The organism is Mesorhizobium sp. WSM4308 (assembly GCF_002294905.1).
Classification (GTDB): Bacteria; Pseudomonadota; Alphaproteobacteria; order Rhizobiales; family Rhizobiaceae; genus Mesorhizobium.
In genome coordinates this window covers 205,637-229,986 of the sequence record NZ_NSFW01000011.1, presented here as the reverse complement: position 1 = coordinate 229,986, position 24,350 = coordinate 205,637, and the positions used below count along the sequence as shown (strand labels likewise).

Genomic DNA, 24,350 nt, shown 5'->3' with positions numbered 1-24,350 from the left:
GACCCAAGGCGGCGGGCCAGGCCCGCCGACTTCAGGGACAAGGTATCAGAGGCCGAGGCCGCCGATACAGACATATTTGGTATCGAGGTAATCCTCGATACCCTGATGTCCGCCTTCCTTGCCGAGGCCCGATTCCTTAACGCCGCCGAACGGCGCCTCCGGCGTGGTGATCAGGCCTTCATTGACGCCGACCATGCCGTATTTCAGCCCCTCCATGACGCGAAAGGCGCGGCCGAGATCGCCGGTGTAGAAATAGCAGGCAAGGCCGAATTCGGTGTCGTTGGCGAGCGCTATTGCTTCCGCTTCGGTCTCGAACTTGAACACCGGAGCGACCGGCCCAAAAATCTCTTCCTTCATGAAGCGCATCTTGGGCGTCGCGTTGGCGATCACCGTCGGCTGGAAGAACGAACCGCCGAGCGCATGACGCTTGCCGCCGGCGACAATCTTGCCGCCCTTCGAGGTCGCGTCTGCGATCAGTTCCTCGACCTTCTCGACCGCCTTCTCGTCGATCAGCGGCCCCTGCTGCACGCCTTCCTCGAGGCCGGAACCGACCTTCAGCCCGTTGCTGGCGGCGGCCAGCTTCTCGACGAACTTGTCATAGACGCCGGCCTGGACGAGGAAGCGGTTGGTGCAGACGCAGGTCTGGCCGGAATTGCGGTATTTGGCGGTGATCGCGCCGGCGACGGCACGGTCGATATCGGCGTCGTCGAAGACGATGAACGGCGCGTTGCCGCCAAGCTCCATCGACACCTTCTTCACGGTAACCGACGACTTCTGGATGAGGAGCTTGCCGACTTCGGTCGATCCGGTGAAAGTGATCTTCGACACCAGCGGATTGGCGCAGATCTCGTCGCCGATCTCGCTGGCCGAACCGGTCAGGATGTTGACGACGCCCTTGGGGAAGCCGACTTCCTCGGCAAGCGCGCCCCAGGCAAGACCCGAATAAGGCGTCTGCGAGGCCGGCTTGACGACGGCGGTGCAGCCGGCAGCGAGCGCGGGACCGAGCTTGCGGGCCAGCATCGAGGACGGGAAATTCCACGGCGTGATGGCGGCGATGACGCCGACCGGTTCCTTGGTCACCAGGATGCGACGATCGGCCCATGGTGAGGGCACGACGTCGCCATAGGTGCGGCGGCCTTCCTCGGCGAACCACAGAATGTAGGCCGCGGCCGAACCGATCTCGCCCTTCGATTCGAACAGTGACTTGCCCTGCTCGATGGTCAAGAGCTCGGCCAGCACGTCCTGATTGTCCATCATCGCGTCATGCAGCCTGCGCAAGAGCTTCGAACGCTCGAGCGCGGTCGTCTTGCGCCAGGTCTTGAAGGCGGCGTCCGCGGCCTCGATGGCGCGGCGGGTCTCGGCCTTGCCCGATTTCGGCACGGTGCCGATCTTGAGGCCGGTGGCGGGGTTGTTGACGTCGACCGTCTGGCCACTATCGGCCTGCACCCATTCGCCATTGATGAGATTGGCCTGCCGCATGAAATGGCTGGTTTTCTGAAGCATGGTCTATCCTCCGTTCGGCGCACTGACGGGCCGGTCTGTGAAATCTTCGGTGAGCGTGCGCCATGATTTGAAGCCGGCACGCCGGAGCCACTGCTCTTTACCTAGGGCAAGGCCCGCAAGCAATCGCAAGATGGCATATAGGGGTTGGGCCAGCCCGGGACGAGGGCAAGCTTTACCGCCTCGCCTGGATTTGCGCATCGCCTAGCCAAAGACATGCAGGACAATCGTCAGCCAGAAAGCCGTGGTGACGGCGGCGCAGGCGGTGGCGATGGTCATCTGGTTCGATGCAAGCGCCTGGCCGGTGTTGAACTGCACGGCGATCAGGTAGGAGTTGATGCCGGACGGCAGCGCCGCCACCACGACCGCCACCTTGGCGGTCATCGGCGGCAGGCTGAGCAGCCAGACGAAGGCAAGGACCAGCGCCGGCATCAGGAACAGTTTCAGCGCCGAAAGCGCCAGTGCCGGCCGGACATTGCCGGAGATGCCGAAGCGGCGCAGGCTGAGCCCCATGGCAAACAGCGCCACCGGCCCTGCCGTGTTCGCCAGCGCATCGACCAGCCGCATGACGAGCCTGGGCAGCGGCACGCCGCTCAGCCGCCATGCCAGGCCAAGCAGGATGCCGATGATCAGCGGATTGATGAACAGCCGCCGCAGGAAGCTTCGCAGCACCCGCAGCGGATGCACATGTTCGTCACCGCCTCGGCCGAACATCTCGAACAGCACGATCGAGGCCATCATCATGACCGGCAGATGCACGGAGACCAGCAGCGACAGCACCTCGAAGCCGCTCGGGCCGAAGATGCCGAGGATGAAGGGAGCGCCGAGCAGCACGACATTGGAATAGGCCGACGATACGCCTCCAACGACGCCGGCGCGCGCGTCGCGCCCGAAGATCCGCGTGGTGACGAGATGGCCGGCGGCCCAGGTGATCGCTGCCGCCGCGAAATAGGCTCCCCACAACGGCCACGGCGCAACGCCGTGGAAATCGGCCTTCACCATCGTCTGGAACAGAAGCAGCGGCATCGCCACCGAGACCGCGAAATCCGATATCCCCTCGCCGCTCGCCGGTCTGAGATAGCCGGTCAACCCGGCGAAATAGCCGAGCGCCACGAGGCTGAAGACGAAAAGCACGGTTTCTGTAAGCGGAGACATTTTTCAGGGATAGGCGAGCCATGCGCGCGGCGCAATCGCGCCCGAATTTGATCATGGTATGCTGGCAACCTTATAGAGGGTTTGGAGCATCAGGGCGGACACGAACGGCAAATGACCTTTGTCGAAACCTCAGGACGCAATCTTCTTGCACGGATGTGGCTGACGGCTTTCGTCGCCGCCCTGTTTTGTCTTGCCGCGACGGCGCTTGCATTTGCCGAGGCGAAAAGCCTCAAGGGGGTGGCGCTGATCATCGGCCAGTCGAATTACCAGCACATCGCCGCCCTGCCCAACCCGGCCAATGACGCCCGCGACATGGCCAAGATGCTGACCGATCTCGGCTTCGACGCCCGCAACGTCACCGATCGCGATGCCGCCAAGCTGAAGCGCGACCTCGAACGCTTCGTCGAGGACGCGGAAGGCGCCGATGTCGCCTTCATCTATTACTCCGGCCACGGCATCGAAGCCGGCGGCGAGAATTATCTGGTTCCGGTCGATGCCGACATTTCGTCGCTGAAGGATGCCGATAACGCGCTGGTGCCGATTTCCGCCGTCATGGACGAGTTGAAGAAGACCGTGCCGGTGACGATCATGCTGCTCGACGCCTGCCGCACCAATCCGTTTCCGGCGGACGCCGTGGTGCGCCGGGCGCCGACCGCTTCCGCCGAGCCGATCGGCGCCGGCGGGCTGGAACCGGTGCGCGGCGCCAAGGCGCTCGCCAACGCGTCGGCGCGAGATGCGAGCCTGGGCACGGTGGTCGGCTTCGCCGCCGAACCGGGCCGACCGGCGCTCGACGGCGCGGCCGGCGAAAACAGCCCCTATGCCGCCGCCCTGCTGCGCCACCTCGCGGCGATGAAAGGCACGGAGTTCGGCTCCGTCATGCGCATGGTGACGGAGGAAGTCTATCTCGACACCAAGGCCAAGCAGCGTCCCTGGGTCAATGAAAGCCTGCGCCGCCTGCTGTATTTCGGCGTCGCGCCACCGGAACCGACCGGCGACGACGGGCTGATCACCGGCGAGAGGCGGCAGTTGCTCTTGACCATTTCCGACCTGCCCGACCCGAAGCGGGCGCAGGTGGAACTGGCCTCGCTGCAGGAGGGCGTGCCGCTCGACGCGCTCTATGGCGTGCTGAGGGCGCTGGGCACGGACAAGATCCCCGAGGATCCGACCGACCTGCAGAAGCTGCTCGACGCGCAAGCCGAGCGCCTGAAGAAGATGATGTCCGAGCGTGCTGCACTGCGCACCGACGATCCCGAGATCAAGCGGCTGGTCGCCTCCGCCGACAAGGCCATTGGCCAGGGCGCCATGGTGACGGCGCGCAAATTCCTCGACGACGCCGTCAGCAGGGTCGAGCAGAACAGCGGTGCCGTCGACGAGGCCGAAGAACTGGTCAGGCAGAAACGCATCGCCGACGCCGCCATCTATGCCAAACGCGCCGACGCCGCCGCACTGGTCTTCGACTACAAATCCGCCGCCAACGACTATGCCAAGGCCTTCTCGCTGGTCGAGAAATGGGACGACAAGCTGCGCTGGAACTACAAGAACCAGGAAGCCGAGGCGCTCAACGCCCACGGTTACGCCACCGGCGATCTCGATGCATTGCAGCACGCGATCGAGGCCTATCGCGTCATCCTGAACTTCATTCCCAATGGCGAGCAGAACAGGGATTGGGCCATCACCCGCAACAACATGGCTGTGGTGCTGCAGACCATCGGCGAGCGCGAGACCGAGACCGCACATTTGGAAGAAGCCGCGCAGATCTTCCGCGCTTCGCTCGTCGTCTTCGAGCGCGAGAAGGACGATCGCAACTGGGCGGCCGCGCAGAATAACCTTGCCAATGTCCTCTTGAAGATCGGCGAGCGCGAGAGCGATCCGAAGCGTCTAAACGAGGCAGTGGCCGCGATGCGCGCCACGTTGGAAAAGCGCCCGCGCGACAAGCTGCCGGTCGACTGGGCAGCTTCGCAGAACAATCTCGGCCTGGCGCTCTATGCGCTTTCCGAACGCGAACCAGCCGGCGAGCACCTGAAGGACGCGGAAGCCGCCTACCGGCTGGCGCTCGAGGAATACACGCGCGAGAAAGCCCCCGTGGAATGGGCGATGGTCGAGAACAATCTCGGCAACACGCTGGTGACGCTCGGCATCCAGCTCAACGACAAGGCCAAGATCAACGAAGCGGCCGATGCCTTCCGCGCCGCGCTGAAGGTGCGAACCCGCGAGACCTTCCCGGTCTCGTGGGCGACCAGCCGGCTCAACCTCGGCAACGCGCTGAGCGGTGTTGCCCGCTTCGACATGGGCACGGACACGCTTGAAGAGGCAGCCGCGGCCTATGACGATGCGCTGACGGTGTTTACCCGGCAGCGCTTCCCGATGGACTGGGCGTCCGCCCAGAACAATCTCGGCTCGATCTACCAGACGCTTGGCCAGCGGACCCGCGACGCGGCCAGGCTCGAACAGTCGGTGGCAGCGTTCCAGGCAGCCCGGCAGGTCTATGTCAGGCGGAAATTCCCGCAGGATTGGGCCATGAGCCACTACAATCTCGGCAACACGCTGCAGCTGCTTGGCGGCGTGACGGACAAGCCCGAGCACTACAGCGAGGCTGTCGACGCCTACAGCAATGCGTTGCGCGAGTACAAGCGCGAGACCAACCCGCGGCAATGGGCGCTCGCCCAGGCCGGCCTCGGCTCGACGCTGCACTGGCTGAGCATGAGCAAGGCCGATCCCAAAACCCTGCGGGATTCGATCGCCGCCCGGCGGGCGGCACTCGAAGTGCTGACCATCGAGACGGCACCGGTCGACTGGGCCAACGCCCAGAACGGCATCGGCATGAGCCTGCTCAATCTCGGCAATATCGAACGGACCGGAAAATATCTCGACGAGGCCGAGGCGGCCTTCACGGCGACGCTGACGGTCTTCACCAGGGAAAGCCAGCCCATGCAGTGGGCCTTTGAGCAGAACAATCTCGGCGACATCCACTGGAACCGCGCCAGCTATGGTGGCGGCAAGGCCGAGTATGTCAGGGCTATCGCGTTCTTCGAGAATGCCAAGCAGGGCTTTACCGAAGCCGGCTACACCATTCCCATCCCGCTTACCGACCAGAAGATCGATCTGGTGAAAAAGCAAATCGCCAAAAAGTGAGGCTGGGACATCTGCGACGCCCGCTTGTCTTTGTGCCGGCGTTCCGATCCCTATATGCGAATGGCCGGAACCCGATGTCGGGCCCCTGGAAGGACTGCGATGATCCGATTTGCCCTGGCCCTGTTGCTGCTCGTCGTTCCCGTCGCGGCCCATGCCACGGATGCCGGCTGGGCGTTGCTGCGCGATGGCGGCCATGTGGTGCTGCTGCGCCATGCCATGGTCACCGGCACCACCGATCCGGCCAATTTCGACATCGACAGCTGTGCCACCCAGATCAATCTGTCGGCGCGCGGCAAGCAGCAGGCAAGCAAGATCGGCGCCTTGTTTGCCGCTCGCGCCGCGCCGATCGAACGCGTGCTGTCCAGCCGTTACTGCCGCTGTCTCGACACCGCGCGTATCGCCTTCGAGGCCGAGCCGGAGCTTTTTGCCCCGCTCGATCTCCTGAAGGGCGACGACGGGCAGAAGGCAGCACAGATCGCCGCCATCATTAAGGAAATCCGCGCCTATTCCGGCTCCGACAATCTGGTCATGGTCACCCATTTGGAAGACATCGTGGCGCTGACCGGTGTTTCCCCGCGCGAGGGCGAGGCCGTGGTCGTCGAGCCGCAGGGCGACGGTCTGCGCGTGCTCGGCCGCGTCACCTTCTGAGGCCACTGCGTTCCATCCCGGGCGCGGCAGACAGTGTTGCCGAAATACCACCGCCGAAAGAAGCCGTAAATTCGCCGCGACAATGCCGCTTGCGACAACCCGTCGCAGGGGCTATAGGCGCGCACCCGGTCACGAAAACCGAAGTGAGCACAACGGTTGGAGCTTTCGTCTCCGCCCGTACAGGCGGCTTTGCCGCGCTGTATACGGTGCCGCTTTGGGGATTGGGATCGCGGACGTAGCTCAGCGGAAGAGCGCCGGATTTGGGTCCGGAGGTCGCAGGTTCGATTCCTGCTGTCTGCACCACGGATAGCTCAGTTTGGTTAGAGCATCAGATTGTTAATCTGACTGTCGAAGGTTCGATTCCTTCTCCAACGGCCTGATAAGCCGACACCTTTGGGTGGTGTTATCCAAAAACGGTCCGGGGACCGGAATGCTGAAGACCTGACGAACGGCCGAAGCCTGCGGGCCAGGGCCGTATCGAAAGGTCCGACGCCATCGGTTCGCGGCCAGGTCCGCGGTGACGATCAAGGCGCAGTGTCGCCGGCAAGGGAGGCTTCGACCTCCGGCGCCCGCTTCGCTGCCCCGCGATCCGCTCCCGAAGGCCCGCCACGGATCGATGCCACCGGTCTCCGGATCATTCGTGCCCGGAAGATGATGTGAAACGAGAAACGAAGGGAAGATCGACGCATGAGTTGACGCCTCGCATGGGGCCATGCCCGACAGGAGTAAGACAATGACTGTTCTCGAAAAGGTTCTTGGACGCGAGCGCGTCCTCGTAAGGGAAAACGAACGTGCCCTCACCCTCTACAAGGGCGAGATCAAGGCCGTCCTGATGCCGGGCGAGCACTGGCTCGCCAACCGGCGCGGGAGCCTGGAAGTGTCACGGCACGATCTGAAGAACCCGGAATTCGTTTCGGCATACGAGAAGGCGTTGTTCGACAAGCTCCCGGATGTGGCCGCGCGTCATTTCACCGTCCTTCGCACCGGGCGCACGGATGTCGCCATCATCGAGCGTGACCGAAACCTCCATGCCGTTCTGGCGCCGGACCGCAAGCTGGTTCTGTGGACCGATGCCGGGCCGTGGACGGTGACGACGGTCGACACTTCGGCCGATCTGGCCATCGATCCGGCGGTCATGCGCCGGCTCGGCCAGGCCCGGAAGGCGGAGTTGATGTCCGTCCATCCGGTCATCGACGGCCAGGCCGGCCTGCTGTTCGTCGACGGTGTCCTGGTCCGGACGCTTGCCGCGGGCGTGCACGGTTTCTGGAATGTCGGACGCCTGGTGCAGGTGAAGGTCGTCGACCTCAAGCGCCAGTCGCTCGACGTCGCCGGGCAGGAAGTGCTGACCAAGGATCGCGTGACGATCCGCGTCAACATCGCCGCCGAATACCGGGTCGTCGACCCGGTCAAGGCGGTGAGCGCAGTGAAGGACTTCTCCGAGGCCCTTTATCGCGCCCTGCAATACGCCTTCCGCAAGACGCTGGGCGCGCTGACGCTCGACCAGATCCTTGAAAAGAAGGTGACGGTCGACGAGGAAGCCGCGGCCAAGGTCCGTGCCGACATGGCCGAGATCGGCGTCGAGGTCAGCGATATCGCCCTCAAGGATGTGATCCTGCCGGGCGAGATGCGCGAGATCCTCAACCAGGTGGTTTCGGCCGAAAAGCAGGCCGAGGCCAACGTCATCCGCCGCCGCGAGGAGACGAACGCCACGCGTTCCCTGCTCAACACGGCCAGGGTGATGGCGGAGAACCCGGTGATGCTGCGGCTGAAGGAGCTCGAGGCTCTGGAAACCATCGCCGGCAAGGTCGAGCGGCTGACCGTCCACAACGGAACGGGCGGGCTGCTGAACGACCTGGTCAAGCTCCGTGACAACGACTAACCTAACGTAATGGGAAGGGCCGCCGGGTTGACCGGCGGCCCTTCTTGCGTTTCTTGGGCACGCTTCCCATCTGCGCCCGGACTATCAGGCCTTTTCCTGCCGGGAAAAACCGATTAGACAGCGCCCAAACAGGATGCGGACAGATTCCGCCCGCAAAGAAGGAAAAGCCCTTGTCCACCACGTTCGACAAAGTCGCCAAGATCATTGCCGACACCAGCGAGATCGATATCGACACCATCACGCCCGAGAGCCACACGATCGACGATCTCGGCATCGACAGCCTCGATTTCCTCGACATCGTCTTTGCCATCGACAAGGAATTCGGCATCAAGGTGCCGCTGGAAAAGTGGACCCAGGAAGTCAATGACGGCAAGGCTTCGACCGACGACTACTTCGTCATGAAGAACCTGTGCGCCAAGATCGACGCGCTCGTCGCCGCCAAGACCGCCTGACTTCAGTTGAGCGCGCGACCTTGACGCGCTTTGCCGCCTGACCCACAAAGCCGCCCATGAGTAGCCCCCGCGACGTCGTCATCACTGGTATCGGCCTTGTCTCCTCGCTGGGAGAAGGCCCTGACGCCCACTGGCAGAAGCTCGCGCAACCGGGCCTGCAGCCGGTGCTCGAAACCGCGCGCTTCGCGCCCTATACTGTTCATCCGCTGCCGGAGATCGACTGGAACCTGCAGATCGCCAAGCGCGGCGACCAGCGACAGATGGAGACATGGCAACGCCTCGGCACCTATGCTGCCGGCCTGGCGCTCGATGATGCCGGCATCAAGGGCAATGACGAGCTTTGCACGACCATGGACATGGTGGTGGCCGCCGGCGGCGGCGAGCGCGACGAGGCGGTCGACGCCGCCATCCTCGCCGCTTCGGAAAGCCGCAACGACCGCGACGTACTGCTCAACGAGAAGCTGACCACGGAACTGCGGCCGACCTTGTTCCTGGCGCAGCTTTCCAACCTTCTCGCCGGCAACATCTCCATCGTCCACAAGGTGACGGGCTCCTCGCGCACCTTCATGGGCGAGGAAGGGGCCGGCGTTTCCGCCGTCGAGACGGCCGCGGCGCGGATCCGCTCGGGCCAGTCGACGCACGTGCTGGTCGGCGGCGCCTTCCAGACCGAACATTCCGATATGCTGCTCGGCTACGAGCTTGCCGGCTATCTGCATCGCGGCCCCTGGAAGCCTGTCTGGCAAAGGCAGGGTGCCGAGGGTGGCGGCGTGGTCTCCGGCTCCGGCGGCGCCTTCCTGGTGCTGGAACAGCGCGACCACGCAATGAGCCGTGGGCGCAAGATCTATGCCGAGCTCGGACCGGTCGTCTCCGGCCGGGCCAGGCGGTCGCGCGGAGAACTCGACGCCGAAATCGCCGAACTGCTCAGCCAGGCGGCGCTGCCGAACGGCAGACTGCTCGCCATGTCAGGCGCGTCCGGCGCGCATGCCGCAACCACTGCCGAGAAAACAGCGCTCGATGCCGTCGAGACAATCGCCGCGCGCGGCTTCTCGACGCTGACCGGGCACATGAAGGAAGCGCAGTTTCCGTTCGCCGTGGCGCTGGCGGCACTCGCCGTTGACCGTAAGGCCGCCTACCCCGTCTTTGATGCCGCGGCCGAGAAGCCGTTCGAAGGCATCCCCGCAAGCGTCCTTGCAACTGCGATCGGCTATCACCAATTCGAAGGCATGGCGCTGGTCAAATCAGCGTAAGGCGGGCACTCGCCATGCTGCCATGCTGCAGAGATAAACCGCTCGAGGGCTCCGATGACCAATTTCAGAGATCACATGGGCAGGCCGATCGTCGCCGTCACCGGTATCGGCGTGGTGACTTCGCTTGGCGTCGGCAAGGCTGACAATTGGGCGGCGCTGACTTCGGGCAAGTCGGGCATCCACCCGATCACCCGCTTTCCGGTCGACCACCTCAACACCCGCATTTCCGGCATGGTCGACTTTCTGGACTCAAGCTCGAAGGGCGCCAGCCCCCTCACCTACGAGCTGGCCGAAACCGCCGCGCATGAAGCCGTGGCCGAATCCGGCCTTGATTCCAGCGATTTCGGTGGGCCTCTCTTCCTTGCCTCGCCGCCGGTCGAGCTCGACTGGCACGAACGCTTCTCGCTCTACAATTCCGACAAACAGGACGCCGGCGCCGAAAGGCTGCTGCGGGTAGCGCGCGGACTGAAGGAACTCGACATCTTCGAGACCACCCAGTTCGGCTCGATCGCTGACCGGCTCGCCGATCGGTTCGGCACGCGCGGCCTGCCGATCACGCTGTCGACCGCCTGCGCCTCGGGCGCCACAGCCATCCAGCTCGGCGTCGAGGCGATCCGCCGCGGCGAATGCGACCGGGCGCTGTCGATCGGCGCCGACGGCTCGGCGACCGCCGAGGCACTGATCCGCTTCTCGCTGCTGTCGGCGCTGTCGACCCACAACGACATTCCCGAAAAGGCTTCCAAGCCGTTCTCCAAGGACCGCGACGGCTTCGTGCTGGCCGAGGGCTCCGGCGCGCTGGTGCTGGAATCGCTGGAAGCAGCCCTGGCCCGTGGCGCGACCGTGCTCGGCATCCTGCGCGGCTGCGGCGAAAAGGCCGACGATTTCCACCGCACCCGCTCCAAGCCTGACGGTTCGCCGGCAATCGCGGCGGTTCGCGCCGCCCTTGCGGATGCGGGCCTCAGCAAGGACGAGATCGACTACGTCAACGCCCATGGCACCTCGACGCCGGAAAACGACAAGATGGAGCATTTGTCGCTGTCGACAGTGTTCGGCGAGCGCATCGGCTCGATGCCGGTCTCGTCGAACAAGTCGATGATCGGCCACACACTGTCTGCGGCGGGCGCCGTCGAGGCGGCGTTCTCTCTGATGACGATGCGCGAAAGCGTCATTCCGCCGACCATCAACTACGACAATCCCGACCCGGCGATCGTGCTCGACGTGGTGCCGAACAAGAAGCGCAACGCCGAGGTTCGCAGCGTTCTGTCGAACTCCTTCGGCTTCGGCGGCCAGAACACTTGCCTTGTCATGGCGCGGGAACCGGTCTAAGCGACCTTTTTCAGCCCCACTGAACCGACAGGCCCAATGCGCGCATTGCAACTTATCGAGGATCGCCGTCTTGAGACGGTGGACCTGCCGCCTCCCCCGCCACCCGCACTCGGCGAAGTCACGCTGCGCATCAAGGCAGTGGCGCTGAACCATATCGACGTCTGGGGCTGGCGCGGCATGGCCTTCGCCAAGCGCAAGCTGCCGTTGGTTGTCGGCGCCGAGGCCTCCGGCGAGGTCGAGGCGGTCGGTCCCGGCGTGTCCAGCCTGCTGCCCGGGCAATTGGTGTCGATCTACGGCGCGCGCACTTGCGGCCTTTGCCGCGCCTGTCGCGAAGGCCGCGACAATCTCTGTGAACATGTTTCCGGCGTCCACGGCTTCCATCTCGACGGTTTTGCCCAGGAGAAGATCAACCTGCCGGCGCGCCTGCTGGTCCCCGCCCCGCCCGGCGTGAGCGATATCGGCGCCGCGGTAGCCCCCGTCACCTTCGGCACGGTCGAGCACATGCTGTTCGACAATGCGAGATTGCAGCCCGGCGAAACCATCCTCGTCCATGCCGGCGGCTCCGGCATCGGTTCGGCGGCGATCCAGCTGGCGAAGCGGATGGGCTGCACCATCATCACCACGGTCGGCTCCAACGACAAGATCGACAAGGCCAAGGCGCTCGGCGCCGACCAGGTCATCAACTACCGCGAAGACCGCTTCGAAGGCGTCGTGCGCAAGCTGACCAAGAAGAAGGGCGTCGATGTCGTCTTCGAACATGTCGGCGCCGACACCTTTGCCGGCTCGATGCTGTGCCTGAAGCGCGGCGGCCGCCTGGTGACCTGCGGCTCGACCTCGGGCGTTTCGACGCAGATCAACCTGATGCAGCTCTTCCAGCAGCAATTGAAGCTGCTCGGCTCCTTCGGCTGCCGCATGGAGAACATGGCCAACGCCATGCAGAAAATGGCGGCGGGACAGGTCGCGCCGGTCATCGACACCGAAGTCGGCTTCGACGATATCGACGCAGCGCTGAAGCGCATGGAAGGCCGCGACGTCTTCGGCAAGATCATCCTGCGCGTCGCCTGAGGCCTTGACTTCGGTGCTCAAGAAGTTTCGCCGCGATCTCAGGTTTCGCTATGGCAGGCAGCTGCGCCAGCTGAACTACTGGCTGGTCGCACGTGCGGCGATGATCATCATTTCGGTGCTGCGCCTGCTGCCGGTCGACAGCGCGCTGAATTTCGCCGACCGCGTCGCGCGCTTCATTGGTCCCAGGGTCGGACGCCACCGGGTCGCCATCGACAATCTGCGCAAGGCCTATCCGGAAAAGAGCGAGGACGAAATCCAGGCTATTGCCTCCGACATGTGGGGCAACATGGCCCGCCTTGCCGCCGAATACATCTTCCTCGACGCCCTGTTCGACTATGACCCGGCCGCCAGCACGCCCGGCCGCGTCGAGGTCAAGGGAATAGAGCATTTCGTCGAGATCGCCGCGGAGAAGCAGCCGCACATCGTCTTCACCGGCCATCTCGGCAATTTCGAGCTGCTGCCGGTGGCGGCGGCGACCTTCGGCATGAATATCACGGCGCTGTTTCGCCCGCCCAACAACCCCTACCTTGCCGACTACATCCTCTCGACGCGGCGCTCGACCATGGGGGCGCTGCTGCCGTCGATGGCCGGCGCTTCCTTCGCATTGGCCGGGGTGCTGGAAAACGGCGGCAATATCGGCGTCCTTGTCGACCAGAAATTCTCCAATGGCCTGGACACGACCTTCTTCGGCCGCCCCTGCCAGAGCAACCGTGTGCTCGGCACGCTTGCCCGTCACTATGACTGCGACGTCTATCCTGCGCGTTGCATCAGATTGCCAGGCAACCGCTTCCGCCTCGAGATCGAGGACAGACTGGTCCTGCCGCGCACCGCCGACGGCAGCGTCGACGTCCACGCCACCACCCAGATGCTGAACGACGTGGTCGAGCGCTGGGTGCGCGAGGATCCCGGCCAGTGGATGTGGTTCCACAAAAGGTGGGAGATCAGCAACTGGCGGCGTAAAAAGCAGCCGCAGGCAAAGGCGCCGGCCGCGAACAGCTGACCCCTGAAGTGTTTGGCGCCTGCCATTTCCGGTACCGATGGGCCGCGATCCAGACATTCGTAACGTCGCTGGTCAGGGAATCTTAAACGACGAGAGCGCACATACCCCACCGAGATGTTCATCGACTGGGATGGAGCCCGTGGCATGACGAATATCGAAATGCCGCGCCTGGATCGGGATGGCCTCGAAGATCGTTCCTTCGGCCGTCTTGGCCGGGCATGGTCCTATCTCCGACAGCATGGCCTGCTGGAGCCGCTAAGGCTCATCCGCCGGCATGGGCTCGGCGCAAGCCTTGGCTTTGTCCAGCGCAACATCAGGCATATGCTCGCCGACCGTCTCGCCCGCAAATGGGATCGCCGGCACGGCGTCGATACGGCCGGCTCGATCCAGCTCGGCGCCCTCAATGTCGTCGGCCCGCACCGCGCCATGGGCAATGAAGCCGTCTGCACGTCGCCCAGAACCTTCGACTTCATCATGAAGTCGCTGCCACGCGATCTCCATGCCCATACATTCATCGACATCGGCTCCGGAAAATCGCGAACGCTGTTGCTGGCCTCGCAATATCCGTTCGCCGAGATCATCGGCGTGGAGTTCGCCCGCGAACTGGTGGACATCGCCCGGAGCAACATCGAGCGTTTCCGCGACCCGTCGCAGCGATGCCGAGCGCTCAGCGTCGTCGAGACCGATGCGGCGGCCTACGATTTTCCGCAAGTGCCCCTGGTGGTCTATTTCTACAATCCCTTCTCACAGGACGTCTTCGATATCGTCTTGAAGAATCTCATATCGTCGCTCGAACGCCACCCGCGGGATTGCTTCATCGTCTATGGCAGCTCGAGCCACCGCGCCATCGATTGGGCAAGGCCCGCCATCCGTGACACCGGTATTTTCCGGGAACTGTCCGTGCCGGCCATGCCGGGCTTCCTCGATGCGGTCCGCACCATCGACTACGCGGTCTTCCAGCTTCAGGCAGCGTAACGTCTGTCTCTCGTCCTCTGAATGAAACGGGAGACGGTGCGCGCGGCGAACGGCGTGCCGGCGGTGAACCGCATCAGCGGGCCAAAGCTGTCGACCGCGCTCGCGCCGACGAAATGCAGGCCCGGGATGCTGGATTCGAACCCGGCGGAAAGCAGCGGCAACCCTTCCCGGCGCGCAATCGGGGCAAGCATGGCGGGTGGGAACAGACCGAGCTTGGCGATATCTATCCGGTAGCCCGTGCCGAGCAGGACGTGGTCGAAGGTGGCGGCATCCTTCTCGAACCGCAGTTCGATGCCATTGTCCTTGGCGGATGCGCTGATCATCCTGCTGCCGGCCCTGATCTCTATCCCGTCGAAATCCGGCTTCAGCCAGCCCGTCGCACCGGCACCGAGGCTGCGCCTGTTGAGTCCGGCCCGGGCTGGCTCCGGGAACCGGTGCACGAAGCCCGGGACCTCGACCAGCCAGGAAATCGGGAACGGACCGACCCTGGACGGCGATGCGAGCCGCTCCGACAGGAAGTCGCGCAGGCTCCAGCTCTGCTTTCCCGACAGCGCCCGATAGCCCAGCCAATGGATGTCGCCATGGCAGATGAGCTCGACTTCGGCCCCGTTTTGTTTGAGCAGAACGGCGGATTCGCAGGCGCTTTGCCCACGCCCGATGACGGCGACGCGCTTGCCGCGGAAGGCCTCATAACCAGTATGGTCGCTGGCATGGCTGACAAGTTCTTTTGGGATGCCGTTGAAGACAGTGGGGATCAATTGCTGGTTCATCAGGCCGGTGGCAACCACGACGCGACGTGCCTTCAAGGCATCGCCATCGGCCAGTGCCAGACGAAATCCGCCATTAGCCTTCTCGACGCGGTCCACCTTGCGGGTATCCAGATCCGGAACCGTCTGGGCCTGGATCCACAATCCATAGTCGACGAAGTTCTCGAGCAGCAGCGGTTCGCGTGGCGAGATTCCAAGGACCTTGGCATAGGAATCGAGCGACATCGGACCTTTGGTGTGGCCGATATAGGTCGCGTGCCAGGGCGAGCGCAGCCTCATGCCTCTCGGCATATGGTCGCGCCAGAACGACATCACGCCGCCGAGGGTAAGCGTATCGACGCCCGCTCGCTTGAGGGCGGAAGCCACGGCCAGCCCAAAAGGACCGGCGCCGATCACGGCCACCTCGCAGTCGGTCCTGGGCGTGAAAACGGTCATGTCAGCGGTCTCGCCTGTCTGGTTCTGCAGCCGCGGAACTCACTCCGTCACGCCGCCGTCCTAAACATTTCCCGGTTAAGATTGCGGAAAGTATCCGTCGCGTCAGTACTCTCCAGGCCGTCAACGGCACGTCGATCAGGCCAGGCATCGGGTCATTCGCCTGGAATGTCGCCCATGCCCGTACTTTGGCGAATGAACTGAAATAGGCGAGTTTTGCCAACCGGCCGCTCGAGATCAACCGGCCGGCCGCCACAATATCCCTGACCAGATACATCCACGACGTGTTGGGCCGCGCTGAAGCTGTCTTTACCGGCTGGCCCGATTGGATCGCCCAAAGCATGGCGCCGAGGTCGACGCCAGCGGCGGCACCCAGCCCAAACCATGTCCAGGGCCGTGGATTGACGTCGAGCACCTTCATCGAGCCATCGCGCGCATCGCGCTTGAATTCGACCTCCACCAGCCCGTGATGCGCGATCGATCCAAGCAGCCGGCGCGCGGCGTCGATCAATTGCGGTTCGTCGACCACCTCCACGAAGGTGCTCGTGTAGCCGAAATCGACCGGATATTGCCGTGTACGGCGGGCGGTGAACTCCGCCACCGGCGCGCCCTCATTCCAGAGCGCCGCGTAGGAGAACTGGCCCTCGCCTCCGCCCGGTATCATCTCCTGAACCACGACATTGTCGCCACCGATCTCTTCGGCAGCCCAGGCATAGGCTGCCAAAAACGCTGCTCTGTCATTGGTGAGAACGGCCTTGGCACGCGCAAAACGGCTGCGCCCGCCCATATTCGGCTTCAGGATCACGGGAAAGCGAAGTTTGGCTGCCTCTGCCTGCTCGAGCGAGCTGACTGCATAGGTCAGCGGAACGGCAAGCCCCAGTTCGCCCGCCCGGCGATACAGCAGCGGCTTTTCACAGACCCATTTCAGTTGCTCCCAAGGCGGCAGCACCACGTCGAACGCGGCGGACAACCGGTCGATCGATTGCGATACGAAGCGAACTTCTGGATCACCGCCGGCAATCAGCAGAAAACCGCCCAGCCCATGAACCTTGGCCAGATCGAGCAGGAAGGCGGCCGCACCACCATCGTCGGGGCCGGGCCACGTCATTGTCCGCCGGGCATATCGCGAAAAGCCGGGCAACGGCGTGTCGTTGCTCACCAGCCAGACAGGCACTTTCCGAGCGCCGAAGCTTCTGGCCAGCGCCAGCGTCCCGTGCGCCCCGCCAAGAATGAGCACCCCGGCGGGCCGACTGGGAAGACGATCGTCCATCTGTGACTGGGGATGCATCTGTCAATTCCAGCAAACGGCACGCAACGGCAGGTTTCCGGCGAACCGATTGATCAGCCGGCAATATTTAAGCTACCCCTAATAGTTCAAACCGCCCGATACTGCCGTTTGTCCTCTGTCAGACATTGGCATGGAAAGCACGCCCCTTATCCCTCGACAATAGCCCTCAATCTCGGAACAGGTAAACCTTGGCCGATTGTTGTTGCCGTCAGTGGAATGTCTCGCGCCGGGCTCCGGCCCGGCAACGAGAATTCGCGCGTGCTTTTAGTTCGTCACGACAATGCGCGTGTTGCCGAAGCCCACTTCCCGCACCATGGCATAGAACGTCGCGGCATTGGCCGTGTGCAGCCGCACGCAGCCATGCGAGGCCGGACGGCCGAGTTGCCTGACGGCGCCCGTCCCATGGATGGCATAGCCGCCATGGAAAAACACCGAATAAGGCATCGGCGACATTTCGTATTTGCGCGAATACCACATCCGCGCGGTCCGCTGCGGCCGATACGTGCCACGCGGTGTGAAATAGCCCGGACGGGCAGTCGACACGACCCAGCGATAGACCTCCGACCCGTACCGTACCGTCATCGTCTGCGACGACACGTCGATATTTGCTTCCAACATTGCCGCGTAACTTGCGGACGGCGTACCAAACAGCGCGGTTGCCAACATCGCCGCTGCTACGAGAAAGAACTTCCTCATGCGATCAAACCCCTTTGATTGCCCCTTGCCTTCTTGCCATCACGTTGTTTTTCACCTTTTTAATGGCAGTGAACAGCTAGCACACACTCCTTGATCAATTCGCCAATCCAAAGCAGCGAATTTGAACGATTTCCCGCGATAGTTGCCGCAACGACACGCCGCACCGGCTTGATTGCCGGCGGGCTTGCAATGCAACGTCGTTCGTTGCTCAACTCCCCTGATGAACGAGCGACTCCTTCAAGCAATCGATGACAGGCGCGACGATGTCGTCGCGCTGACTGCTGACCTGATCCGTTTCCCGACCATCAATCCGCCTGGCGAGGCCTACCGGCCATGCGCCGAATATGTCGGCGCGCGGCTGAGGAAGCGTGGTTTTGAAACCGAATTCATCCGCGCCGAAGGCACGCCCGGCGACACCGATCGCTACCCGCGCGTCAATGTCGTGGCCCGCTTCGACGGCCGGTCACCCGGCGCCTGCGTCCACTTCAACTCGCATATCGACGTGGTCGAGGCCGGCGACGGCTGGACCGTCGATCCCTTTGCCGGCATCGTCAGGGACGGCAGGGTCTATGGACGCGGCGCCTGCGACATGAAGGGCGGCCTGGCCGCGTCGATCATCGCCGCCGAAGCCTTCATGGAGGTCTATCCCGACTTTCCCGGCGCCATTGAGATATCCGGCACCGTCGACGAGGAGTCCGGCGGCTTTGGCGGTGTCGCCCATCTGGCCAGGCTCGGCTATTTCTCCAAACCCAGGGTCGACCACGTCATCATCCCCGAGCCGTTGAACAAGGACCGCATCTGCCTTGGCCATCGCGGCGTCTGGTGGGCCGAGATCGAGACCAAGGGCGAGATCGCGCATGGCTCGATGCCGTTTCTCGGCGATAATGCGGTGCGCCATATGGGTGCCGTGCTCCAAGCTTTCGAGGACGAACTGTTCCCGGCGCTCGACCGCAAGATGACGCGCATGCCGGTCGTCCCCGAGGGCGCCAGGCGCTCGACCATGAACGTCAATTCCATCCATGGCGGGCAGACCGAGGATTTCCGGCCTGGCCTGCCCTCGCCCAACGTGCCCGATTCCTGCCGGCTGACCATCGACCGCCGCTTCCTGCTCGAGGAAGACCTCGCCACGGTCAAAGGCGAAGTGACCGGCATTCTGGAACGGCTGAAGCGCGAGCGCAAAAAATTCGATTACGAGATCCGCGACCTGATGGAAGTGCTGCCGCTGATGACCGAGCGCGACGCGCCGGTGGTCAGGGCGGTGGCACAAGGCATTCATGCGATCTTCGACCGCGAGCCCGACTACGTCATTTCGCCCGGCACCTACGACCAGAAGCACATTGCCCGCATCGGCCACATCTACGACTGCATCGCCTACGGGCCCGGCATTCTCGATCTCGCCCACCGGCCGGACGAGTGGGTCGGCATAGAGGACATGGTGGAATCGGCAAAGGTGATGGCGATCGGCCTCAACGTGCTGCTGCGCGGCACAACCGGATGATCGGCCCGCGGCGCAAAAACATTTCTCCTGGCGCGGCGCGACAGCACGAAACGCAATTTACTCCCGTGCGAAATCACGCTTCTATCCCCAGGCTTGAGCATTTGAGCATATGGGGAGTTCAGCGATGAAACTTTGGAAGACCCTTCTGGCCGCTGCCGTGCTGGCGGTCGCAACCGCCACTTCGGCGTTTGCCGCCCGGACCGATCTCGTCATCGGCATTCCGCTTGAACCCCCGCATCTCGACCCGACTGCGGGAGCGGCCGCGGCAATTAGGGAGGTCACCTACGCCAATGTGTTCGAGGGCCTGACCCGGATCGGCCCCAATGGCGAAGTCTTGCCGGATCTCGCCGAAAGCTGGACCATTTCCGATGACGGCAAGGTCTATACCTTCAAGCTGCGCACCGGCGTGAAATTCCACGACGGCGCCGATTTCAGCGCCGACGACGTGAAGTTTTCGCTCGACCGTGCCCGCGCGGAAAACTCCGTCAACGCGCAAAAGCAGCTCTTTGCCGCCATCGACAAGGTCGACGTGGTCGACACCGCCACCGTGAAGGTGACGCTGACCCACCCGCAAGGCTCGTTCCTCTACAATATGGGCTGGGGCGACGCGGTGATCGTGTCGCCGAAATCCGCCGACACCAACAAGGAAAAGCCTGTTGGTACCGGCCCCTTCAAGTTCGAGAGTTGGGCCAAGGGCTCATCGATCACGCTGCTGAAATCAGATCACTACTGGGGCGCCCCTGTCTTCCTCGAAAAGGTCGAGTTCCGCATCGTTCCCGATGCCGCGGCGGCGGTGCCGGCGCTGCTTTCCGGCGACATACAGGCCTTCCCCTTCTTCGATCCCGACAGCGTCTCCCAGGTCAAGGATGATCCGCGCTTCAAGGTGGTGGTCGGCGCGACCGAAGGCGAGACCATCCTGTCGATCAACAACAAGCAGCCGCCCTTCGACAAGTTGCAGGTGAGACAGGCGATCTCCTACGCGCTCGACCGCAAGGCGATCATCGACGGCGCCTCGGCCGGGCTCGGCCTGCCGATCGGCTCGCATATGTCGCCGGCCAACAAATATTATGTCGACCTCACCGGCCACTATCCGCACGACGTGGCCAAGGCCAAGCAACTGCTGAAGGAAGCAGGACTGGAGAACGGCTTCAAGGCCACGTTGAAGCTGCCGCCGACGACCTATGCACGGCTCGGCGGCGAGATCATCGCCTCGGAACTCCGCGATGTCGGCATCAACCTCGAGATCATCCCCGTCGAGTGGGCGCAGTGGCTGGACCAGGTGTTCACCAAGAAGGATTACGATCTGACCATCGTCTCCCATACCGAGCCCAACGACATCGATATCTATGCCCGCAAGGACTACTACTTCAATTACGACAACCCCACCTTCAAAAAGGTGATCGCAGATCTGGAACTGACGTCCGACGAGGCCAAGCGCAAGGAATTATATGCCCAGGCGCAGAAGATTCTGGCCGACGATGCCGTGGTCGGCTTCCTCTACGAATTGCCCAAGGTCGGGGTCTGGGACGCCAAGCTGCAAGGGTTGTGGGAAAGCGCACCGATACCTGCCAACGACCTGACCAAGGTGAAGTGGAGCGAGTGAGGTTCGTTTCGTCATCCTGGGGCGGAGCAGGCGCGCTGCGACTGTGCAGACCCTGGGATCCATTCCGTGACTTACGAGCGCCCTCGCGGTGCAGAATCTGGGAGACGTTGCAGTGGAAACAGTGAGGCGCGAGGCTGGTTCTGGACCGTCGCGCTGTTCGACCTCTGTTACGGAATGGACCCTGGGGTCTACGCGACGGAGCTTCGCTCCTGCTTCGCCCCAGGACGACGACACCTCTGTCGTCCCGTGTCCATGACTGCCTACCTCCTCAAGCGCCTCGCCATCTCGCTTGCCACGCTGGTGCTGGCCTCCATCGTGGTGTTCGCCGTGCTGGAAATCCTGCCGGGCGACCCGGCGCGACTGATGCTGGGCATGAACGCCAGCGCCGACCAGGTCGAACTCTTGCGCAACCAGATGGGCCTGAATGCGCCCCTGCTCTTGCGCTACCTGCACTGGGCCGGCGGCCTGCTCAGCCTCGATTTCGGCCGCTCCTATACCTATTCGGTGCCGGTCATCGATCTCGTGCGTGAACGGCTTGCCGTCTCGCTGCCGCTGGCGCTGATCGCGCTTGCACTCTCCACGATCATCGCCATTCCGGTCGGCCTGTTTTCCGCCAGCCGGCGCGGCCGGGCCGGCGACACGATTTCCATGGGCGCGGCACAGCTTGGCGTTGCCGTGCCGAATTTCTGGTTCGCGCTGATGCTGATCTATGTCTTCGCCGTCTGGCTGCGGCTGGTGCCGGCCGGCGGCTTTCCCGGCTGGAGCGCCGGCATATGGCCAGCGCTGAAATCGCTGCTGCTGCCGGCGGTGGCGCTTGCCTTGCCGCAGGCGGCGATCCTGGCGCGCGTCACCCGCTCGGCACTGATCGAGGTGCTGAACGAGGACTATATCCGCACCGCCCGCGCCAAGGGCCTGCCCTACCGCGCCGTGCTGTGGCGGCATGCATTGCGCAACGCCATGATCCCGGTCCTGACCATTCTTGGCCTGCAATTCGCCTTCCTGCTCGCCGGCACCATCATCATCGAGAATGTTTTTTATCTGCCTGGTCTCGGCCGGCTTGTGTTCCAGGCGATCACCCAGCGCGACCTGATCGTCGTCGAAAGCGTCGTCATGTTGCTGGTCGCCGCCGTCATTGCCGTCAACCTCGTCGTCGACCTTTCCTACGCGGTCGTCGATCCACGCCTGAGAAGCCGGCAATGACCCTGCACATCGACATCCCCGAGGAGACGCTCAGCGGCATCCTGGCCAAGGCGTTCCGGAACACGGCTTTCGTCGCCGGCTTCGTCATCACAGTGCTGATCCTGGTGATGGCTGTCATCAGCTACCTCTGGACGCCTTACGATGTGACGAAGCTGATCATAGCCGACAAGACGCAAGGCCCCTCGCTGGCGCATTGGTTCGGCACCGACCATTTCGGCCGCGACATCCTGTCGATGATCATGGTCGGCGCCCGCAATTCGATCGCCGTGGCGCTGGTCGCCGTCAGCATCGGCATGGGTGTCGGCGTGCCGCTCGGCGCTTTTGCTGCCGCGCGCGGCGGCCTCGTCGACGAGGCGCTGATGCGCGTCAACGATCTCGTGTTCGCCTTTCCCGCGCTGCTGTCGGCCATCATGATAACAGCCATCTTCGGGCCGGGCGCCGTCAACGCCATCATCGCCATCGGCATCTTCAACATCCCGGTCTTTGCCCGCGTCGCCCGCGCCGGCGCGCTGGCGATCTGGCCGCGCGAGTTCATCCTGGCCGCGCGCGCCGCGGGAAAAAGCAGCACGCAGATATCGATCGAACACGTGCTGCCCAACATCGCCACGCTGCTCCTGGTACAAGGCACCATCCAGTTCGCGCTGGGCATCCTGGCCGAAGCCGGGCTTTCCTATCTCGGCCTCGGCGCGCAGCCGCCAATGCCGAGCTGGGGCCGCATGCTGTTCGACGCCCAGACGCGCATGGTGGTGGCGCCGTGGATGGCGATCTTCCCCGGCATGGCGATCGTCATCACCGTGCTCGGCCTGAATCTCCTGGGCGACGGCATCGCCGACATTCTCGACCCGAAATCGCGGCGGCAGCGATGAGCCTGCTGGAAATCGACAGTCTGTCGCTGACCATCGGCGACACGCAGATCCTGAAGGGGATGGAGCTTTCCGTCGCCCCCGGCGAGGTGATGGGGCTGGTCGGCGAATCCGGCTCCGGCAAGTCGATGACCGCGCTGACGGCGATGCGGCTTTTACCGCATGCAGCGCGCGCCACCGGGCGCGTCACCTTCGACGGCATCGACATCCTGGCGGCAACCGAGGACCAGATGTGCGCGCTGCGCGGCGACGACATCGGCATGGTGTTCCAGGAGCCGATGACAGCTCTCAATCCAGTGAAGACCATCGGCGAGCAGGTCGCCGAAGGCATACGCTGGCATACCAAGGTCACACGCGCGGCGGCCGAAGAGCGGGCGCGAAAAATGCTCGACCGCGTTGGCCTGCCGCAAGCGAAATTCCCGCTGTCGCGCTATCCGCACGAACTCTCCGGTGGCCAGCGCCAGCGCGTCGTCATCGCCATCGCATGCGCGCTGAAGCCGAAGCTCTTGATTGCCGACGAGCCGACGACGGCGCTCGACGTGGTGCTGCAGGCGCAGATCCTCGACCTCCTGCGCGACCTTGTCGCGGAGAGCCGCATGGGTCTGCTCCTGATCTCGCACGACCTCGCCGTGGTGACCGAGATGGCCGATCGCATCACCATCCTGCGCCGCGGCGAGGTGATGGAGGCCGGCGACACCGCCCGCACGCTGTCCGAACAGCTCCACCCCTACACACGCCAGCTGGCGCAGGCCTCGATGCATGTGCCGGCACGCGCCAGAACGCACGATACAAGTCAGGGCAAGCCCCTGATCCAGGTCGAAGGCGTGACCCGCGACTACCCCGGGCGGCGCAGCTCCCTGCTCAAACGGGCAGCCCCTATCCGCGCCGTCGACGATGTCTCGCTGTCGATGCAGCCGGGCCAGTCGGTGGCGCTGGTCGGCCGCTCCGGCTGCGGCAAGTCAACACTCGCCCGCATGATCCTGGCATTGGATCGACCGAGTTCGGGCACGATCCGGTTTCGCGGCGAGACCATTACCGGCAAGAGCGAAGTCGAGCTAAAACCCGCCAGGCGCGACATGCAGGTTGTCTTCCAGGACCCATACGGCTCCTTCGATCCGCGCCAGAAGGTCGAGAAACTGGTTGCCGAGCCGCTGCACGTGCTGGAGAAAAAACCGACGCGCGCCGAGCGCCGCGAGATGGTTGCGCATGCGCTGCACGAGGTCGGCCTCGACCAGCGCGACATGGATAAATACCCGCACGAATTTTCCGGCGGCCAGCGCCAGCGCCTGTCGATCGCCCGCGCTATCATCACCCGCCCCAAGCTGGTCGTCGCTGACGAGCCGGTCTCGGCGCTCGATGTCTCGATCCGCGCGCAAATCCTCGATCTGTTCGCCGAGCTCAATCAAAAACTCGGCATCGCCTATCTCTTCATCACCCATGACCTGACTGTCGCCCGCGCCATCACGGACGAGGTGCTGGTGATGCATGACGGCAAGATCGTCGAGCGTGGCAAGACGACCGAGGTGCTCGATCATCCGCAATCAGAAGCGGCACAGGCGCTCGTCGCTGCCGCGCCGGACCTGCATCGGGCGATCGCCCAGAAGATGCAAGAGCAAGGCTGAGC

General features: G+C 63.8%; 19 protein-coding genes and 2 tRNA genes. 16 read left to right on the top strand and 5 right to left on the bottom strand.

Annotated elements, in window-relative coordinates; translation table 11 throughout:
• Window positions 1–45: 45 nt before the first annotated feature.
• Window positions 46–1,503 (bottom strand): NAD-dependent succinate-semialdehyde dehydrogenase, encoded by a 1,458-nt coding sequence (locus tag CK227_RS21640; protein ID WP_095772906.1) that lies wholly within the window; start codon window positions 1,501–1,503, stop codon window positions 46–48.
• A gap of 201 nt (window positions 1,504–1,704) precedes the next feature.
• On the bottom strand, window positions 1,705–2,655 hold the full coding sequence (locus CK227_RS21635) for an AEC family transporter (protein ID WP_095772907.1): 951 nt from the start codon (window positions 2,653–2,655) through the stop codon (window positions 1,705–1,707).
• A gap of 111 nt (window positions 2,656–2,766) precedes the next feature.
• Here CK227_RS21635 and CK227_RS21630 point away from each other — a divergent pair, with 111 nt between their 5' ends.
• The 11 genes from CK227_RS21630 (at window position 2,767) to CK227_RS21580 (ending at window position 14,379) form a co-directional block, all read left to right on the top strand.
• On the top strand, window positions 2,767–5,787 hold the full coding sequence (locus CK227_RS21630) for a caspase domain-containing protein (RefSeq protein ID WP_095772908.1): 3,021 nt from the start codon (window positions 2,767–2,769) through the stop codon (window positions 5,785–5,787).
• Between the two features lie 99 nt (window positions 5,788–5,886).
• Window positions 5,887–6,435: a histidine phosphatase family protein gene (locus CK227_RS21625; RefSeq protein ID WP_095772909.1), complete on the top strand. Its 549-nt coding sequence runs from the start codon at window positions 5,887–5,889 to the stop codon at window positions 6,433–6,435.
• Window positions 6,436–6,664: 229 nt separating this feature from the next.
• Window positions 6,665–6,738 (top strand) — tRNA-OTHER (locus CK227_RS21620).
• A gap of 1 nt (window position 6,739) precedes the next feature.
• A tRNA-Asn gene (locus tag CK227_RS21615) sits at window positions 6,740–6,807 on the top strand.
• A 361-nt stretch (window positions 6,808–7,168) separates the two neighbouring features.
• Window positions 7,169–8,314 carry a slipin family protein gene (locus CK227_RS21610; RefSeq protein ID WP_179296430.1) on the top strand — a complete coding sequence of 382 codons (1,146 nt, stop codon included), beginning with the start codon at window positions 7,169–7,171 and terminating at the stop codon, window positions 8,312–8,314.
• A 170-nt stretch (window positions 8,315–8,484) separates the two neighbouring features.
• Window positions 8,485–8,766 (top strand): acyl carrier protein, encoded by a 282-nt coding sequence (locus tag CK227_RS21605; protein ID WP_010909964.1) that lies wholly within the window; start codon window positions 8,485–8,487, stop codon window positions 8,764–8,766.
• 56 nt (window positions 8,767–8,822) lie between these two features.
• Window positions 8,823–10,013, top strand: coding sequence for a beta-ketoacyl-ACP synthase (locus CK227_RS21600; protein ID WP_095772910.1), 1,191 nt, complete (start codon window positions 8,823–8,825; stop codon window positions 10,011–10,013).
• A gap of 54 nt (window positions 10,014–10,067) precedes the next feature.
• A complete protein-coding gene (locus CK227_RS21595; protein WP_095772911.1) occupies window positions 10,068–11,339 on the top strand; it encodes a beta-ketoacyl-ACP synthase in 1,272 nt (423 codons plus the stop codon).
• Window positions 11,340–11,375: 36 nt separating this feature from the next.
• Window positions 11,376–12,404 carry a zinc-binding dehydrogenase gene (locus CK227_RS21590; RefSeq protein WP_095772912.1) on the top strand — a complete coding sequence of 343 codons (1,029 nt, stop codon included), beginning with the start codon at window positions 11,376–11,378 and terminating at the stop codon, window positions 12,402–12,404.
• 13 nt (window positions 12,405–12,417) lie between these two features.
• Complete coding sequence (locus CK227_RS21585) at window positions 12,418–13,404, top strand: lipid A biosynthesis lauroyl acyltransferase (RefSeq protein ID WP_179295839.1); 987 nt, start codon at window positions 12,418–12,420, stop codon at window positions 13,402–13,404.
• Window positions 13,405–13,548: 144 nt separating this feature from the next.
• Entirely contained in the window at window positions 13,549–14,379 is an 831-nt protein-coding gene (locus CK227_RS21580) for a class I SAM-dependent methyltransferase (RefSeq protein WP_245318121.1), read from the top strand.
• Here CK227_RS21580 and CK227_RS21575 read toward each other — a convergent pair.
• The 3 genes from CK227_RS21575 to CK227_RS21565 form a co-directional block, all read right to left on the bottom strand.
• Window positions 14,367–15,581, bottom strand: a complete 1,215-nt coding sequence (locus tag CK227_RS21575; protein WP_095772915.1) for an NAD(P)/FAD-dependent oxidoreductase — start codon at window positions 15,579–15,581, stop codon at window positions 14,367–14,369. The genes CK227_RS21580 and CK227_RS21575 overlap by 13 nt on opposite strands.
• A gap of 1 nt (window position 15,582) precedes the next feature.
• Window positions 15,583–16,719 carry an ATP-grasp domain-containing protein gene (locus CK227_RS21570; RefSeq protein WP_245318122.1) on the bottom strand — a complete coding sequence of 379 codons (1,137 nt, stop codon included), beginning with the start codon at window positions 16,717–16,719 and terminating at the stop codon, window positions 15,583–15,585.
• A gap of 411 nt (window positions 16,720–17,130) precedes the next feature.
• Window positions 17,131–17,562 carry a L,D-transpeptidase gene (locus CK227_RS21565; protein WP_095772917.1) on the bottom strand — a complete coding sequence of 144 codons (432 nt, stop codon included), beginning with the start codon at window positions 17,560–17,562 and terminating at the stop codon, window positions 17,131–17,133.
• A 220-nt stretch (window positions 17,563–17,782) separates the two neighbouring features.
• Here CK227_RS21565 and CK227_RS21560 point away from each other — a divergent pair, with 220 nt between their 5' ends.
• The 5 genes from CK227_RS21560 to CK227_RS21540 all read left to right on the top strand — a co-directional run bounded on the left by CK227_RS21560 (window position 17,783) and on the right by CK227_RS21540 (window position 24,348).
• A complete protein-coding gene (locus tag CK227_RS21560; RefSeq protein ID WP_095772918.1) occupies window positions 17,783–19,060 on the top strand; it encodes an acetylornithine deacetylase/succinyl-diaminopimelate desuccinylase family protein in 1,278 nt (425 codons plus the stop codon).
• Window positions 19,061–19,184: 124 nt separating this feature from the next.
• Complete coding sequence (locus tag CK227_RS21555) at window positions 19,185–20,663, top strand: ABC transporter substrate-binding protein (protein WP_095772919.1); 1,479 nt, start codon at window positions 19,185–19,187, stop codon at window positions 20,661–20,663.
• A 252-nt stretch (window positions 20,664–20,915) separates the two neighbouring features.
• A complete protein-coding gene (locus CK227_RS21550; protein ID WP_095773106.1) occupies window positions 20,916–21,863 on the top strand; it encodes an ABC transporter permease in 948 nt (315 codons plus the stop codon).
• Window positions 21,860–22,729, top strand: a complete 870-nt coding sequence (locus CK227_RS21545) for an ABC transporter permease (RefSeq protein WP_095772920.1) — start codon at window positions 21,860–21,862, stop codon at window positions 22,727–22,729. The genes CK227_RS21550 and CK227_RS21545 overlap by 4 nt, the downstream gene beginning before the upstream one ends.
• Complete coding sequence (locus CK227_RS21540; protein WP_095772921.1) at window positions 22,726–24,348, top strand: dipeptide ABC transporter ATP-binding protein; 1,623 nt, start codon at window positions 22,726–22,728, stop codon at window positions 24,346–24,348. The genes CK227_RS21545 and CK227_RS21540 overlap by 4 nt, the downstream gene beginning before the upstream one ends.
• Window positions 24,349–24,350: the final 2 nt, after the last annotated feature.